The organism is Longitalea arenae (assembly GCF_016924755.1).
GTDB lineage: Bacteria > Bacteroidota > Bacteroidia > Chitinophagales > Chitinophagaceae > Niastella > Niastella arenae.
Genome location: NZ_JAFFJX010000002.1, coordinates 767,202 through 782,585, shown reverse-complemented (window position 1 = coordinate 782,585; position 15,384 = coordinate 767,202). Strand labels below are relative to the sequence as shown.

The window sequence follows — 15,384 nt, the reverse complement described above, 5'->3', positions numbered from 1 at the left end:
CCGTGTTTCACCCGTATACAGTTCGGTGATTGATTATCGGTCGCCTGGTATTACACATCCTCCCCGACGTTCTTTTGGAAAGGTTTTGATTGCTTTCTGGTAAAAGGTTGCTGACAAGCAGGGAATAGGTTCAATCGCAGCGTTGATAATGTAGCAGGCGTAAGGTTTGATGTCGTAAAAATAATCAAATTTGATATTGCTGTGTTTAAATAATTATTAACGCAGTTGCATATACTGCCCACATAATAGTTATATACATTTTACAACATAAATACTACTTTGTTATAGAATGTCTATTAAAGCTCCTAACAGTTTAATGGGCAACCATCAGAAGCGCAGATCTGTTGAAAAAAAATCAATAAAGATAGCCCGGTGTGAATAAGTCCGGTAAGAACCTGCATCCTATTGCGGTGGCTGCCTTTGTTTTACTACCGGTATGGCAGCATAGCTGCACGAGCTCAGTACCAGGCCGGCATACGCATAATACGACGACTCGCGAACGGAATCGGCTGGCAGCTGGCATACCGCCAATGGCTCGTGTTGATTGTGCTGATGAATGATCAGCTTTGGTTGGTTCTTATCTACGATCTGGTAATCGAATACTTTTTTATTGATCTCCAACCTGCCGGTATTATTGCGGTAATGGGAAAATTTGCCCAGATCAATTCCATAAACATTTTTAAAGGCAATGCGGTTCGCATAACCCATCGTTTCCATAAAGAACACCAGGTGTCCTCCTTCGTATGTAATGCGTATAGAGTGATGTTGGGGGTTATACTTCATCACGGCCAATACAAGGTTATTCTGTATAAGCTGAAATTCTTTAATGCCTGTAGATTCGTTACTAATCAGGATCCACTTCATGCAGTTGATTTAATCGGCCAAAACCGCCGCAAGGTAACTATAAGAACCGCTAAGCTGCATTAAATGAATGTTACCTTTTTTCTTAATAAAAAAGGCATCGCCCGGTGCTGAACCGGAAAGCGATGCCCTTATATGAATAGAACTAGTAAGTATTTACATTTTTATCACTGCCAGCACCGGATAGTGGTCCGACGGGAATTTGCCATGATAATGGTCTGATAAGATCCCCCATTTTGTCGCCGTGAACGGGGCTGTAACGAAAATATGGTCGATTATTTCTGAGCGGTGTAATGCATTGCCAAAACTGTTGAATGAACCATTATTGGCATAAGGATGCGCCACCTGGTTATGGGTATCTTTTAACCAACCCGATGCATTCAGGCTTTTATACCATTCGCTGTCGTAGCCGCCATTGAGATCGCCGGTAAAGATCGCAGGGTCTTTACCTGCTATTTCCCGGATCTTTTTTAGAATAAGCAGGCTGCTTTCCCGGCGCGCCTGCACCCCCTGGTGATCGTAGTGCACATTAAATACATAAAATTTCTTTTTCGTTTTCTTATCCTGCAATTGCAGCCAGGAACAAATGCGGTTCAGGTGTGCATCCCAGCCCGGCCCGGGTTTTTCAGGCGTAGGGCTCAGCCAGAAATCACCGCTTTTCAACACCTTGTATTTATCCGTTTTGTAAAAGATGGCCGAGTGCTCCCCTTTGGTTTTACCATCATCGCGGCCTGCCCCATAATACGTATACTCAGGCAATGCGTTCTTAAGGTCATCGAGCTGGTTGCGTAATCCCTCCTGGGTACCCAGCACATCAAAATCGTGAAACCTGATCAAAGAGGCTACGATGGGCGCCCGGTTCACCCACAGGTTACCGGTATCGCGGGGATTATCGTAGCGTAAATTAAATGTTCCGATGATCATCGACTGGCTGAAAACAAATGCCATGCAAAAAAACGCAATCGTGAGTAAGGTGATTTTCTTTAATACCATAATACGGAATGTTATTGGTTGCGAAGATAAGCTTATAGCAAATGTGCCACACACTGAAAGTGCGGCGCATCTATATTACCACCACCAATTTTGTTTCAAAGCCGCGGCTGCGTATATGATCACACACAATTAATACGCCGGTAAAACTTACATCACATGCCCATTCTATTTTTCATTACCAAAATCTACCGGTAATGTATCTATTCGACTGGCTCGATCAAATTGACAAAATTGCTTTTACCTTCATTCACAGGGATATGAGTGCGCGCTGGCTCGATTTTGTTATGCTGCTGCTGCGCAATCAATATACCTGGATACCGTTGTATATGTTTATGATCTATTGGGTCTTATTCCGGCAGGACAGGCCTACCGGTTTAAAGTTCATTTGTTTAACGCTTCTCTGTTTTGCTATTACCGATTATACCAGCTCCGGCATTCTAAAATATCATTTCGAGCGCTTACGTCCCTGTTACGATGAAGATATGACCGCTGTTATCCGCGGCCTTATCGGCTGCGGCGGTAAATATTCTTTTCCTTCTTCCCATGCCGCCAATCATTTCGGACTGGCCACTTACTGGTTCTTTGCTATTCAATTTGTAAACCGCCTCAAATGGTACTGGCTTTGGATCTGGGCATCTATGATCGGGCTGGCCCAGGTGTATGTAGGCAAACATTTTCCCCTCGATATTGTGGCCGGTGCTGCCCTGGGTATAATTACCGGTTTGTGTATGCTTAAAATATTTGAAACCTGGGTTAGGCGGGATCACAATAAGTATTTAAGAAATCCTTCGTTAAGTTTGCCCTAGCTATTACCGAATATGATGCATTTGTCACCATCCGTTGATCTCAGCAAAAAAGATCCGTATCCTGCCTGGTTTCTTTGGTTAAGCGTCATTGGTATTATTGTTAATGCCAGTGGTTTGTTTTTGCCGATACTTGAACCCGACGGCGCCCTGTATGCCACCATTGCCAAAAACATGGCGCTTTCCGGCGACTTTGTGAATTTGATGATGGAAGGTAATGACTGGCTCGATAAACCTCATTTCCCTTTCTGGATAACCGCTTTGAGCTTTAAACTTTTTGGCATCAATTCATTTGCCTATAAATTTCCCGCACTGCTTTTCTGGTTGGCCGGGGCCTCTTACACCTATGCTTTTGCCGGCAAATCATATAATAAACAAACTGCTATATGGGCCGTTCTCATTTATCTTTCCATTGAGCATTTGATGCTTTCCAATAACGATGTGCGGGCCGAACCTTATTTGACCGGGCTGATGATAGGCGCCGCCTATTATTATTACCTGGCTTATAAAAATAATAAATGGAGACACTATGTCGCCGGCTCTTTATTACTGGCATTTGCCGTAATGACCAAAGGCATATTTATTATTTGTATGGTGATGGCCGGCTTTGTAATTGACTGGATCATCAAAAAAGAATGGAAGCAATTCCTCAACTATCGCTGGTATGTAAGTATGGTACTGGTGTTATTATTCATTATGCCCGAACTGGTCAGTTTATACCTGCAGTTTGACCGGCATCCGGAAAAATGGATCTTCGGTCAGCAAAATGTATCAGGCATCCGCTTCTTTTTCTGGGACAGCCAGTTTGGCCGGTTTTTCAATACCGGTCCTATAAAAGGTAAAGGCGACAAGTTATTTTATGTGCATACTTTGTTATGGGCTTTTCTGCCCTGGTCCCTTATTTTATTCATGCTGGTTGGAACGGCTGTCAAAAATTTCCGCCGGGTAATTACACCATCCGGTAATTTCATTTGTAGCGGTATTGCGCTGGTAGGATTTCTCGTCTTTTCATTATCGCGGTTCCAGCTGCCCCATTATTTAAATATCCTCTATCCTTTCTTCGCCATTATCGTGGCCAACTGGCTGATGAACCTTACGCATAAAGGGCTCACGAAAGCCGTCACCTATAGCCAGCAGGCCTTGTATTACCTGTTATTTTTGGCCTGCATCGCATTGATCTTTGTGGTTGATCTGCCGTTCAAAATACCGGCCATCGTTCTGCTGGCGTTGTTGGCGTTTGTTTGCGTCCGCTTATTTCCCGGTTATTCCCTGCAGCATGTATTGGCCAGATCTTTTGCCGCAGCAATGGTGGTGAATTTGTTTTTGAACGCACTGTTTTACCCGCTCTTGTTCCGCTATCAATCGGGCAATGCAGCGGCTGCCCTGCTGAATAAGCAAGATCCTGGTACTGTATATATGTTTAATGACGTGTCTTCGGAATATGCCTTTCAATTCTATTATAAGGGCGCTGTGCAGAAGATCGATCAGCAGCAGCTCGATGCCCTGCAAAAAGAGGTGATAATATATACGTCGAAGGAGAAAACGGATTCGCTGCAAAAAATGGGTTACCAGCTTCAGGTAATAGCACAGTTTCCGCATTTTCATATCAGCCAGCTTACGGGAAGCTTCCTGTACCACCGAACGCGCGAAAAGGCCATTGATGTTTTTGTGATCGCCCGTATTCACAAATACAACCTTACCATTTTTCGCCAGTGATGTGGCCGGTGTGCTTCATCGTCCCAGATATACAATTCATGCTTAATATTCTTACTGGTGAGGGCGGCGCTCAGGTGTTTGTTATTGTCGTAAAATGGATCCTCTTTACCAACCACCAAACTGATAGACAATTTACGGATCTTATCAAGCAATTCCGGATCAGTTAAGTTGGGGATGTACATACTGGGCATGTTATAGTAAATGGTTTCGTCAACATAGCCATTGAACAGGTCGGGGAATGTTTGCGCAGATAGTGTAAGATCATAGCGGGCGCTCATGGCCAATACTTTATTAAAAAACTGCGGGTATTTAAACGCAATATTCACGGCATGATAGCCCCCGAGGCTGCAACCTGCCGCCACCAGGGAACTGAATTTACTCCTGAACATGATGAGGGGCAACACTTCCTGCAAAATATAATGTTCATATTGGAGGTGGCGCGCGATTTTTTTGGCTGGCGGAATATGCGCATAAAAACTTTCCGCGTCAACACTGTCAACACAAAACAATTGCAGAAGGCCCTGTTCAATTTTATCCTGTATCGCGCCTACGATCTTCCAGTTCTCATAATCATAAAAGCGGGCGGTGCGGGTTGGGAAGAAAAGTACCGAAGCTCCTGCATGACCGAAAACAAGCAGTTCCATATGCCTGGTTAACGAAGGACTATACCACTTATAATATTTCCGGTTCATTGGTTTGTAAATGACAGACAAGTTCGGCAAAAAGACGATCCCTGCCTGTTATGAAATTTTGAAGACCGATGCGAAATGCTGCAGCAAAGCTTCTTTCCAGATCAGATATCCTTTCCGGGTCAAATGCAAACCATCTGCCTCATACAGTTCTTTTGCCGGCTGCCCGCTGTCATCGAGCATGCGATCGAAAATGTTGAGGAAATAAAAGGGGGTTTTGCTTTTTTCAATCTCCTCCCGGATCAGCAGATTGGTATAACGCACCTGTTGTTGCAGGTTCCAGCGGGCAATACTTGGTTTTATGGAAATATAGGTTACAGGCACCGCCGGAAAGCGCTTTTGCAAACAAAGCTGCAACTGCCGGAAAAATATATACACTTCTTCTGGCGTCCGGCCATCGCCGAGATCGTTCTCTCCTGCATAACAAACGATATGCCGTGGGTTATACGGTTCCATAATGCGATCGAAAAACCACACGCAGGCAGCCAGGGTCGATCCGCCAAATCCCAGGTTAACGGGATGGAATGGCTGCAGATCATCATACATATCTTCCCACAATCGTATGGAAGAGCTGCCATAAAAGATAGTTTCCGGAGTGTACGGTAATGTGCCTTTTAATGCTTCCAGTTTCTTAACGTCGTTTTCGTACCAGATCATTTTATTGAATTACTTATAGCGGTTTTAACAGTGAAATAGATGTTGCATGACGGGCATTCCGCATCTAAATTACAGCAATTACCATTAAATTGTATAATTGAGCAAGAGGGCCGGTAACAAACTGGTAACCTTGCTATAACATTGAAGTAGCATAACCCGGATAGATTTGTCAAAAACCGGTGAAGGGATTCATTCGTATTTATAAGGCTGATCCTGTTTTCTGGACTGTACTCACTTCCGTCCTTCTGTTAAGCGGGGCCTGCCTGGCTGCTTATTCCGGCAAAGCGCTTTTCTTTCGTTTAAATACCATCCATACGCTATATCTCGATACTTTTTTTCAGAACTATACCTTACTCGGCGATGGCGTATTTTCCATTGCTGTTTTCCTGCTTCTTTTACTGGCGGAAAGAACGGCCCTGGCTATGCAGGTGATCACCGCTTACCTGCTTTCAGGCATCATTGCCCAGCTGCTGAAGCGGTGGATACATGCCCCCAGGCCTCATGCCATCATCAGTTCTGTTGAATATCCCTATTTTATTGATGGGGTAACCCATGCCGGTTATACCAGCTTTCCCTCGGGCCATACCAGCTCGGTTTTTGCGCTCGCTGTTCTGCTGGTCCTGAATACGAATGATAAACGATTTTCACTGATCTACCTGATCACGGCCATCATTACCGGCTATTCCCGCATTTACCTGGGGCAGCATTTCCTGGCCGATGTGGTGGCAGGGGCTCTGATCGGTGTGCTGTCGGCCATGCTGGTATACTGGTATCTGCGCCAGGTGAAAATTGAATGGGTAGCTGTGAATAAGGAAGGTAATATGCAATTACAATAACTTAAAACCTTGTTTCATGATACTTACATTCCGTATGCCGTCTGAAAAGCTGCGAAAAATAATAAAATTGCTCATCAAGATCCTGATCACGGCTTTGTGTATCTGGTATATTTCCCATAAAATAGATCTCAAAAAACTGGCCGGCGTTCTTTCGGTAGCCAATCCGCTTGCCATTGTACTGGGAATTGCTGCTTTTATGATCTCCAAACTTTTTTCTTCCTTCCGGTTGAATATCTATTTCCGCAATATCGATGTGCATTTGTCTGAATGGAAGAACATCCGGTTATACTGGCTGGGCATGTTCTATAATTTATTTTTACCAGGATCCATCAGCGGCGATGCCTATAAAGTGGTACGGCTTTCCAAACAGTTCAATGTGGCTTATAAAAAAACCACTGCCGCGGTATTACTCGACAGGTTCAGCGGTTTGATGGCTCTGGGTTTGTTGCTGGGCATTTTCTGGATCATCGCTTTTAATGGTGGTTACTATAGTGTTTGGCTGATGAGCGGCATCATTTTTACCATTCCTCTCTTCTACTTCCTCATAAAAATTTTCTTCTCTTATTTCCTGGCAGGATTTATTCCCACATTCTTATGGAGTTTGGCGGTGCAGCTGTTCCAGGTGCTGTGCATGTACTGCATTTTGCAGGCTTTGCACATCCAGGTGCATATTGAACAGTATATGCTTATCTTTTTAATTTCCTCTGTGGTGGCGGTGCTGCCATTTACCATTGGCGGACTCGGCGCCCGTGAAGTTGTTTTCCTCTGGGGCGCCCATATGCTGGGATTAGATAATACCGTATCGGTAATCGCCAGCCTCTTGTTTTATGGCGCCACCGTTGCCTCCTCGTTACCCGGACTGCCTTTTATATTCATCGATCCATTACAAATCAATACGCCAAAACCTGCATTACCGTCGTATGACATACCAACAGAATAATGTCTTTTTGCAATTACGCAATAATAAAGCCGCCTGGTTATTTGTCCTTGCCGCCATCCTCCTGGTAGCCGGTATCGGTTCCACGCCCATGTATATTCTCGATGAAGCGCGGAATGCCCAGGCAGCCCGGGAAATGATGGAGCGCCATGACCTGATCGTTCCTACATTTAATGGAGAACTGCGGCCTCATAAACCGCCATTACATTATTATTTCATGCAGGTGGCCTATCACCTGTTTGGCATGAATGCCTTTGCCGCCCGTTTCTTTTCCGCTGTATTTGGCTGGTTAACGATCTGGATAACCTGGTATTTTACCAAACGCTTTGTGAGCTATGGCACCGCTATCTGGTCGGTGGCCGTTTTGCTGGTGAGTACGCATTTTTTGTTTGAGTTCCGCATGTCGGTGCCCGACCCCTACCTGATCTTTTTTATAACAGCGGGTATATTCTGCTTTTATGCGTATGCCCAGGAGCGAACGATAAAATGGTTGCTTTTATCGGCCGTGGCTGCTGCGCTGGCTTGCCTGGCTAAAGGACCGGTAGCATTGGTGTTGCCAGCTGCCGTATTGATCTGGTGGGCTCTTTCGCAAAAAAAATACGACCTCTTATTTTCCTGGAAAACGGGCTTATATGTAGCCGTTATCATACTGATTGCCCTGCCCTGGTACCTCATGGTTCATCAGGCAACCAATGGCGCATTTACCCGGGAATTCTTCTTCCGCCATAATTTTAGCCGCTTTGGGGAAGCCATGGAAGGCCATGGCGGATTGTTCATCATGGTGCCGCTTTTTGTGCTAATAGGGTTATTACCGGTTTCTGTTTTCTGCGGGGAACTGGTAAAGAAAATACGCATCTTCCATAGAAATACCTATGTCAGGCTGTGCATGTACGTTACAGTCGTATTCATAGTTTTTTTCAGTGTGTCGGGTACCAAATTACCGAATTACCCCATGCCCTGTTACCCGTTTATGGCGGTTTTACTGGGGTATTTCCTCAATAAAGCCATCACCGGACAGATTGCTGTAAAACGATATCCCCTGTGGTTGTTACTCGTCATTAATGTGCTGTTGTTAACGGCTGCCTGGATCGGGCTGGGACTTGAAACAGCTACCCAGGCTTTCCGCGCCTGGGCTCTCCTGTTCATTGTGCCGGTTCTTACTGCAGCCAGCAGCTGGTGGTATTTCAGGAAAGAAGGATTGAAAAAAGCCATGCATGCGATCATCGCCGGTTATTCCGTCTTTAATTTTTTATTCCTGAGCATTGGCTATCCCGCCGTTTACCAGCATAACCCGGTCACGAGAACCTTGCCCTTGCTGCATAGGAATGAGCAGGTATATTCATACAAGATCTATAATCCGGCTTTTAACTTCTATTTGAACAAACCGGTAAAGATGTTAGCCGATGCGGCGCAGGTGCGGCAGCTTATCACGGCCAACCCGCAAGCGGTGATCATTTCCCGCGAAAATCATTTGCCCGAGCTGGAAGGGATACCGTTTAAGTTATTAGCTAAAGAACGGGATCTGTTTGAAACGGCTACGACGGTGCTGGTAAGGGGGCGGTGAAGCAATTTGATAATTTGATAATGTGATAATGGAATACAGTTCCGATAATCAACGGGTTTTGGGATGCTGGCGCAAGCAGAGTAACAATGTGATAATTTGATAATGTGATAATGTGATAATGTGATAATTTGATAATGTGATAATGGAATACAGTTCCGATAATCAACGGGATCGTGGGTGCTATCGCAAGGAGAAATGCCCGGCTTAAGCGGGATAACTAAATCTGCATTGTGGATAGATCTCCTAGATAAGTATGCCGCAGGCTTAAAATGCCTCAGGCATTATAAGAGAAATGAATTTCCTTAAAAATAAGAGTTTCGTTTCCTGAACCGGGAAAGAATCCCGCTACTGTTTCCGCTTACAGTCACGAATATGTTAAAAATAAATTTATACGAACAATCGTTTGCATTAAAAAGAATTATTGTTTAATCTTGCGTCGCAAAACCTTGTTCTCCCCAAAGTTCGTGTAATTCTTCTGCGTTGTGACAATTGATGCTGTTAACCGAGAGATCAACTCTGTCGGGTATCATTTGTTATCCCTATTCCGGGAAATCCTAAAATGAGTACTAATGCATATCACGAACGATCTTCTTGTTAGATTAAACAATGATGAACCTTCTGCACATGCGGAATTATTCAAAGCCACTTTTGCCGAGCTAACGGTATTTGTATACCGGATGATCGAAAATGAAGACGAGTCGGAGGATATTGCCATCTCAGCCATTACGAAATTACTGGGCAAAAAGCTCACCTTCAATGCGGTTGAGCAGTTAAAAGCCTATTTATATATTTCCGTACGAAATGGAGCACTCAATTATTTAAGAGCCGCCCAGAAAGAAGATCCATTCAGAAAACAGCTGCAGGAGAATATGCCCCTGACCGAAGAACCGGTTATCAATAAAAAATATGAAATGGATCATTTGCACAGGCTGGTTAAAGCCGGACTAGGTAAGTTGGAAAAGCAGTGTGCAGCGGTGATCCGGTTAACCATGGAGAACAAGCAACCCGATGAAATAGCTAAAGCACTGAATATTAGTCCCAACCAGGTATATACCCAAAAATCAAAAGGAATAAAACAGCTCCGGGAATTCATAGAGCAGAACGGCGGTAAATATGGCATTCCTGTCGTAATTATACTACTGGCCTTACTTTGTAAACTCTGTTTCGGCTAATTGAAAAAAATGTTTTGGGGTTTCTTCATGTTTTGCTTCTGTCTGTTGTTTTACTATAAAAGAAGAATACTTCACACTGATCTTGGGGGTAACATAACATGACATTAAACCTTATTACCAAACACCTTACAAATCGAAAAAAATGAACGCAATATCTGGCAATATAACCCAACTCGCTTTGGGGAAAAACGATGATGCGCCGTTGACTCGAGATGAACAGGAAATTTGTGAGGAGTGGACCTCTGGCAAAGCTTCGGATTATATGAAGGTAGATGCAGAAGACCCCCGGATACTGGAATATGCAGGCCTTTATGATAAGCTGGAGAATAAAAAGGACGAAGTATGGGAAAGTATAGAAGCCGCACATTCCATTACGCAGGCGCCCTTTCGGGAAACTGCCATAGCGCCCCAGCCAACGGCCAGGATCGTGAAACGCAGCTGGATGCTTGCAGCGGCCGCTCTAACAGGTATTGCAGGTGTTTTTGCCCTTTACCGGTTTATCAATAACCAGCATGTACCCGCTCAAAATAATGTCCCTGTTGTAAACAAAACCGTTGAATCAGACAGGCAGCACGCGATACTTACCCTGACAGATAAGCGGCAAATCGACCTTGATACCGCACCTGATGGTATTATCATCCGGCAGGATCAAACAGAGATCAGCAAAGAGGGCAACAACCAGATAGAATACAGGAATACTACCAACCAAATTACAGGCAGTGAGGTGTTGAATAATCTGAGGATCCCATACGGGCGCGAATATAAGGTTACGTTAGCCGACGGCTCAAAAGTATGGTTGAATGCCGGTTCATCATTGCGCTATCCGATCGCTTTTACGGGCAGCGACCGCAAGGTTGAAATAATGGGGGAAGGCTTTTTCGAAGTGGCTGAAAATAGATCAAAACCCTTCCGCGTATTCGCACAGGGCACAGAAGTGAAAGTGACCGGCACTACGTTCAACGTAAAAGCATACGATACTGATAAGCTGGTTACTACCACCCTGGTAAATGGATCTGTTTCGGTACAACAGGGCAGGCAGTTACAACGCATAAAACCAAATCAACAGGCCGTCAGTTCAGGTGACAGCATCAGGGTCAGGAACAAATCGAAAGAAGAAATGGCGCAGGCGCTTGCCTGGAAGAATGGAAAGATCAACCTGGAAGGGGAATCTGTACGGTCAATTCTTGATCAAATAAAACGCTGGTATAACGTAAATACAAAAATAGAAGCAGGTACCCCTGAAACCACAACCTTAACGGGTACCATTGAAAAGAACACGGCCCTTAATTCGGTGCTGGAATTGCTGAACACGAACCTAAGCGTTCAGTTCACGTTACAGGACGGTACGGTGGTGGCCAGGGAAAAAAAATAACTAACCCTTAAAATATAAATGAATAAAGATATATAAGAACTTATAGTACAGGCTGTACTTCGCAGAGATACCATTATGTTCCATTAAACCTCCTTTGAACATTGCATCGCCGATAGCTGAGTAGTTTTTTCTAAAACTGCTCAGCATTCCTATTTTAACCACATATTACAAGGGATTCCCACCTAAAGCTGCATGTGCAGCCAACACATAACTTTTAACCTTATCGCCTGCTCGTCCGGATTTTAAGATCCGGAGATGCGGGCGATACTGATTTTATAACGATGATGAATACAGGTAAGTGGAAACTTGTAATACAGCTTAATACGGAGCATTTGAGAAAAAAGAACCCTGAAAAAACCATCATTTTTATAACTTCATAACAGATATCTAACCAAGCCAGGTATCAGTTACGCAAACACGACCAGGGGGCAGCTTTTAAAGGTGTATTCCGTATTTACCTGATAGTGATAGCGATAACCCTGGATTATTTAACAGAACCAGAATGCCGGAAATAACACACCGTATGAAAAAGATCCTTGGTTATTTGGTTATGGTATGTTGTGTAAGTATCGCAAAAGCACAGGAGGAAAATCCTGGCGGACCGGCGTATTCCCTGGAAAAAGTGATCAGAATCTTGAAAGCGAAAGGTGTAATTAAAACTGAGGTGTATGATAAAAGGTTGTTGAAGCTGGCGACACCCGTATATGTTCCCTTACAACCAGTAGATGACAGCTTACTCCACCGCATATTTGCAGACCAGCCCTTCCTGAATTTCCGCTTTATTGCGAATCATTTTATAATTGAAAAGAAAACGCCGCAACAGATCGCAGAGAGCCGCGCACATTTTGAATACCGCGTGCAGGGCATTGTGCTTAATGAAACAGGCGCTCCCCTGCCCGATGCATCGGTGCAATTGCGCTTGAAACGGATCGGAATAACCACCAATAACCAGGGAGCATTCAGCATTGCCTGGAGTATCGACGACACGCTTGAAATAAGCTATGTAAATTATAAACCTGTTTATATTCCCTGGAAAAGAAGCCAGCAGCCGCTTACTATCCGGCTGGAGTTGCAAAATCCCAACCTGGAAGTAGCGGTTGTGCGAGGGTATTCAACGAAAGAAAAAGGGAATACGGCCGGGGTAGCGCAATTAAAGGTAAACAGTATACCGGAAGGCGATGTGTTAAAGATCATTCAGCAAAATGTTTCGGGCATTTTCGCACCGCCAACAAGCGGTTTAGCCGGCGCCACCCATAAATTTCAGTTCAGGGGGCCAACCTCCATCGGGCCTGTTTCGGAGTTAAATTACCGGCCTTCCAACACGCCGTTGTTTGTAGTGAATGGGGTGCCCTGGGCCCCTTCCCTGCGGCCCGTAAATCAACTGACCACCATGGTGGGCGAACCTCAGGCGCCCGGTATTTCAGCCGCCGGCTTTGATCCCTTCTTCACGATCAATCCACTGGATATTGAAACCATTACGGTGTTGAAAGACGCGGAAGCCACTGCCATTTACGGGGCCCGCGGCGCCAACGGTGTCATCCTGATCACCACGAAAAAAGGCAGCTCAAAACAACCGCGTTTGACCGTCTCAGTGTCCTATGGCGCCGGCCGTTCATTGCCCGCCATGTCCCTGATGAATACGGATCAATACCTGGCCATGCGTAAAGAAGCATTTAAAAATGACAATATCACGCCCACACCGGCCAATGCACCCGATCTTTTCTTATGGGATAGCACCCGCTACACGGATGTAAACAAACTGCTGTTGAATGGCACTTCCAACAGCCTGAACCAACACTTCTCATTTTCGCAGGGCGATTCACTGTTTCAATTCCTCTTAAATGGCGGGTACAGCAGTCAAACCGCGGTGTTGCCTTCCAATATCTACGGCAAAAGATGGTCGCTGTTGTCAGACTTCTACTACCGTTCAAAGAACCGGAAATTAAAAACGGGCATATCTGCTTACTATTCTACGGCAGAGAACAAATGGCTCACCGAAAATATTATGAATGCCACCTTACTGGCGCCGAATGCGCCTGCATTAACAGACAGTGCAGGCAATTTGACCTGGCAGGAAAATGGCGTTTCCTTCCGCAACCCCCTAAGTTATTTCCGCCTGAATGACAACATTCAAACCGGTAACACTTTATTACATACCTACGTTCAATATAAAATCTTCTCAAAGCTGCGGCTGGAAACTTCTGTGGGTTATCAGCAGATCCACGTGGAAGAGAAAGCCAGGTTCCCAATGAGTGCTTATGATCCGGACTTAGGTCAAACCGGCCGTTACGATGAAGCCAGTAACCTGTTTACCACCTGGATGGTGGAACCTGGTTTACACTATACCGATTCGCTTTGGCAAAAGATCCAGGTACAGGGGGTATTAGGCGCTTTCTGGTCATCCCAGCTGAACGACCAATGGGTACGCAGTTATACTGGGTATACCGATGATGGTTTATTAGGCATACCTTCAGCAGCAACCGCATCTGACTACACACCTCAAAAATCGAAGTATTTGTTTCTGTCGATCTTCGCCCGGTTTAAGTTCAATTACAAGAACCGGTATTTTTTGAGTGTAACGGCCCGCCGCGACGGATCCTCGCGGTTTGGACCAGAACAACGGTATGCCAGTTTTGGCGCTATTGGCGCCGGCTGGATCTTCTGGGAAGGCAGTAAGCAGGCGGGCTCGAATAGTTACGCGAAATTCAGGGCCAGTTATGGTTCAACGGGTAATGACCAGATCGGTGACTATGCTTATTTGAATACCTGGAATAAAGCGGCCAGACAATACCAGGGTATAACCGGTTTATATCCCAATGGATTGGCTAACCCCTATTACCAATGGGAAGTGACCCGTAAACTGGAAGCCGGCCTGGAACTGCGTTTAAACGATCAGTTTAGCGCAACTATTGCAGGGTATCGGAACCGGAGCAGGAACCAGGTGATCACTTATTTACCTCCGGGCCAGGTAGGTTTTGGAAGTGTTGTGCAGAATTTTCCCGCCATCATTCAAAATACAGGTCTTGAAGTAGATGCAGCGTTTAAAAAAGCATGGGGCAATTTTTCATTGTGCAGCAAATTGACCCTGGCAGTGCCACAAAACAAACTGGTGCGCTTCGATGATCTGGAAAACTCCACCTATAATAAGAATTTGATGACCGGCCAACCGATGAACATTGTGATCACGCAGCGATTTACAGGTGTTGATGCCAGTTCAGGCTTGTTTACCATTGCTGATCCCAATGAGCGGCTGGCGGGCAAACTGGATCCTGTATACTTTGGCGGCCTGCACAATTCACTACGGTATAAACAAGTGGAATTGACTACTTACTTTGAGTTCCGTAAACAGAAAGCACCGCATTTTGTGTCTTACATGTATAGCTATCAGTTACATCCGGGTAAACTCAATCAGGACCTTTTCAGCAATCAACCCAGTGAATTGGAAAACCGCTGGCGCCAGCCGGGAGACGAAGCGGCCTGGCAAAAGGTTAGTTCGCTTGGTTCAGTTCCTATTCAAAATGGAATTAACAACTGGCTCAATTCGGATGCTCAGTTGGTGGATGCATCTTATCTGCGATTGAAAACAGCACAATTATCTTATGTTTTCTCCGAAAGATTTTGCAAAAAACAACATATAAAAGGAGCCAGTGTGTACACCAGTGCCGAGAACCTCTTTACGGTCACTTCATTTGAAGGCGCCGATCCGGAATTACAGGTCCCTTTTAGCTTACCGCTGCAAAAGACCATTACGATTGGTGTGCAAATAACGTTATAAATTGAGCAT

At 45.0% G+C, this 15,384-nt stretch carries 12 protein-coding genes; 8 read left to right on the top strand and 4 right to left on the bottom strand.

Annotation, left to right across the window (positions count from 1 at the left end; all coding sequences use genetic code 11):
* Positions 1 to 402 precede the first annotated feature (402 nt).
* Complete coding sequence (locus tag JT717_RS07925) at positions 403 to 864, bottom strand: hypothetical protein (protein ID WP_205509660.1); 462 nt, start codon at positions 862 to 864, stop codon at positions 403 to 405.
* A gap of 153 nt (positions 865 to 1,017) precedes the next feature.
* On the bottom strand, positions 1,018 to 1,854 hold the full coding sequence (locus tag JT717_RS07920; protein WP_240347884.1) for an endonuclease/exonuclease/phosphatase family protein: 837 nt from the start codon (positions 1,852 to 1,854) through the stop codon (positions 1,018 to 1,020).
* Positions 1,855 to 2,048: 194 nt separating this feature from the next.
* On the opposite strand from JT717_RS07920, the gene JT717_RS07915 reads away from it, so the two are divergent.
* Both JT717_RS07915 and JT717_RS07910 read left to right on the top strand, forming a co-directional pair.
* Positions 2,049 to 2,660, top strand: coding sequence for a phosphatase PAP2 family protein (locus JT717_RS07915; protein WP_205509659.1), 612 nt, complete (start codon positions 2,049 to 2,051; stop codon positions 2,658 to 2,660).
* A gap of 12 nt (positions 2,661 to 2,672) precedes the next feature.
* The gene (locus JT717_RS07910; protein WP_205509658.1) at positions 2,673 to 4,373 is read left to right on the top strand and encodes an ArnT family glycosyltransferase; all 1,701 of its coding nucleotides are present in this window, start codon (positions 2,673 to 2,675) and stop codon (positions 4,371 to 4,373) included.
* Here the strand turns inward: JT717_RS07910 and JT717_RS07905 are convergent.
* Both JT717_RS07905 and JT717_RS07900 read right to left on the bottom strand, forming a co-directional pair.
* Positions 4,340 to 5,017, bottom strand: a complete 678-nt coding sequence (locus tag JT717_RS07905) for an esterase family protein (RefSeq protein WP_240347883.1) — start codon at positions 5,015 to 5,017, stop codon at positions 4,340 to 4,342. The two genes, JT717_RS07910 and JT717_RS07905, sit on opposite strands and share 34 nt — an antisense overlap.
* A gap of 96 nt (positions 5,018 to 5,113) precedes the next feature.
* Positions 5,114 to 5,719 (bottom strand): GDSL-type esterase/lipase family protein, encoded by a 606-nt coding sequence (locus JT717_RS07900; protein WP_205509656.1) that lies wholly within the window; start codon positions 5,717 to 5,719, stop codon positions 5,114 to 5,116.
* Between the two features lie 179 nt (positions 5,720 to 5,898).
* Between JT717_RS07900 and JT717_RS28355 the strand changes: the two genes are divergently transcribed.
* The 6 genes from JT717_RS28355 (at position 5,899) to JT717_RS07870 (ending at position 15,375) form a co-directional block, all read left to right on the top strand.
* The gene (locus JT717_RS28355) at positions 5,899 to 6,555 is read left to right on the top strand and encodes a phosphatase PAP2 family protein (protein WP_205509655.1); all 657 of its coding nucleotides are present in this window, start codon (positions 5,899 to 5,901) and stop codon (positions 6,553 to 6,555) included.
* A gap of 16 nt (positions 6,556 to 6,571) precedes the next feature.
* Complete coding sequence (locus JT717_RS07890; protein ID WP_205509654.1) at positions 6,572 to 7,495, top strand: lysylphosphatidylglycerol synthase transmembrane domain-containing protein; 924 nt, start codon at positions 6,572 to 6,574, stop codon at positions 7,493 to 7,495.
* A complete protein-coding gene (locus JT717_RS07885) occupies positions 7,476 to 9,056 on the top strand; it encodes an ArnT family glycosyltransferase (protein ID WP_205509653.1) in 1,581 nt (526 codons plus the stop codon). Before JT717_RS07890 ends, JT717_RS07885 begins: the two co-directional genes overlap by 20 nt.
* A 569-nt stretch (positions 9,057 to 9,625) precedes the next feature.
* On the top strand, positions 9,626 to 10,228 hold the full coding sequence (locus tag JT717_RS07880) for an RNA polymerase sigma factor (RefSeq protein ID WP_205509652.1): 603 nt from the start codon (positions 9,626 to 9,628) through the stop codon (positions 10,226 to 10,228).
* Positions 10,229 to 10,370: 142 nt separating this feature from the next.
* The gene (locus JT717_RS07875) at positions 10,371 to 11,600 is read left to right on the top strand and encodes a FecR family protein (protein ID WP_205509651.1); all 1,230 of its coding nucleotides are present in this window, start codon (positions 10,371 to 10,373) and stop codon (positions 11,598 to 11,600) included.
* A 523-nt stretch (positions 11,601 to 12,123) separates the two neighbouring features.
* Positions 12,124 to 15,375: a SusC/RagA family TonB-linked outer membrane protein gene (locus JT717_RS07870; protein ID WP_205509650.1), complete on the top strand. Its 3,252-nt coding sequence runs from the start codon at positions 12,124 to 12,126 to the stop codon at positions 15,373 to 15,375.
* The last annotated feature ends 9 nt before the right edge of the window (positions 15,376 to 15,384 follow it).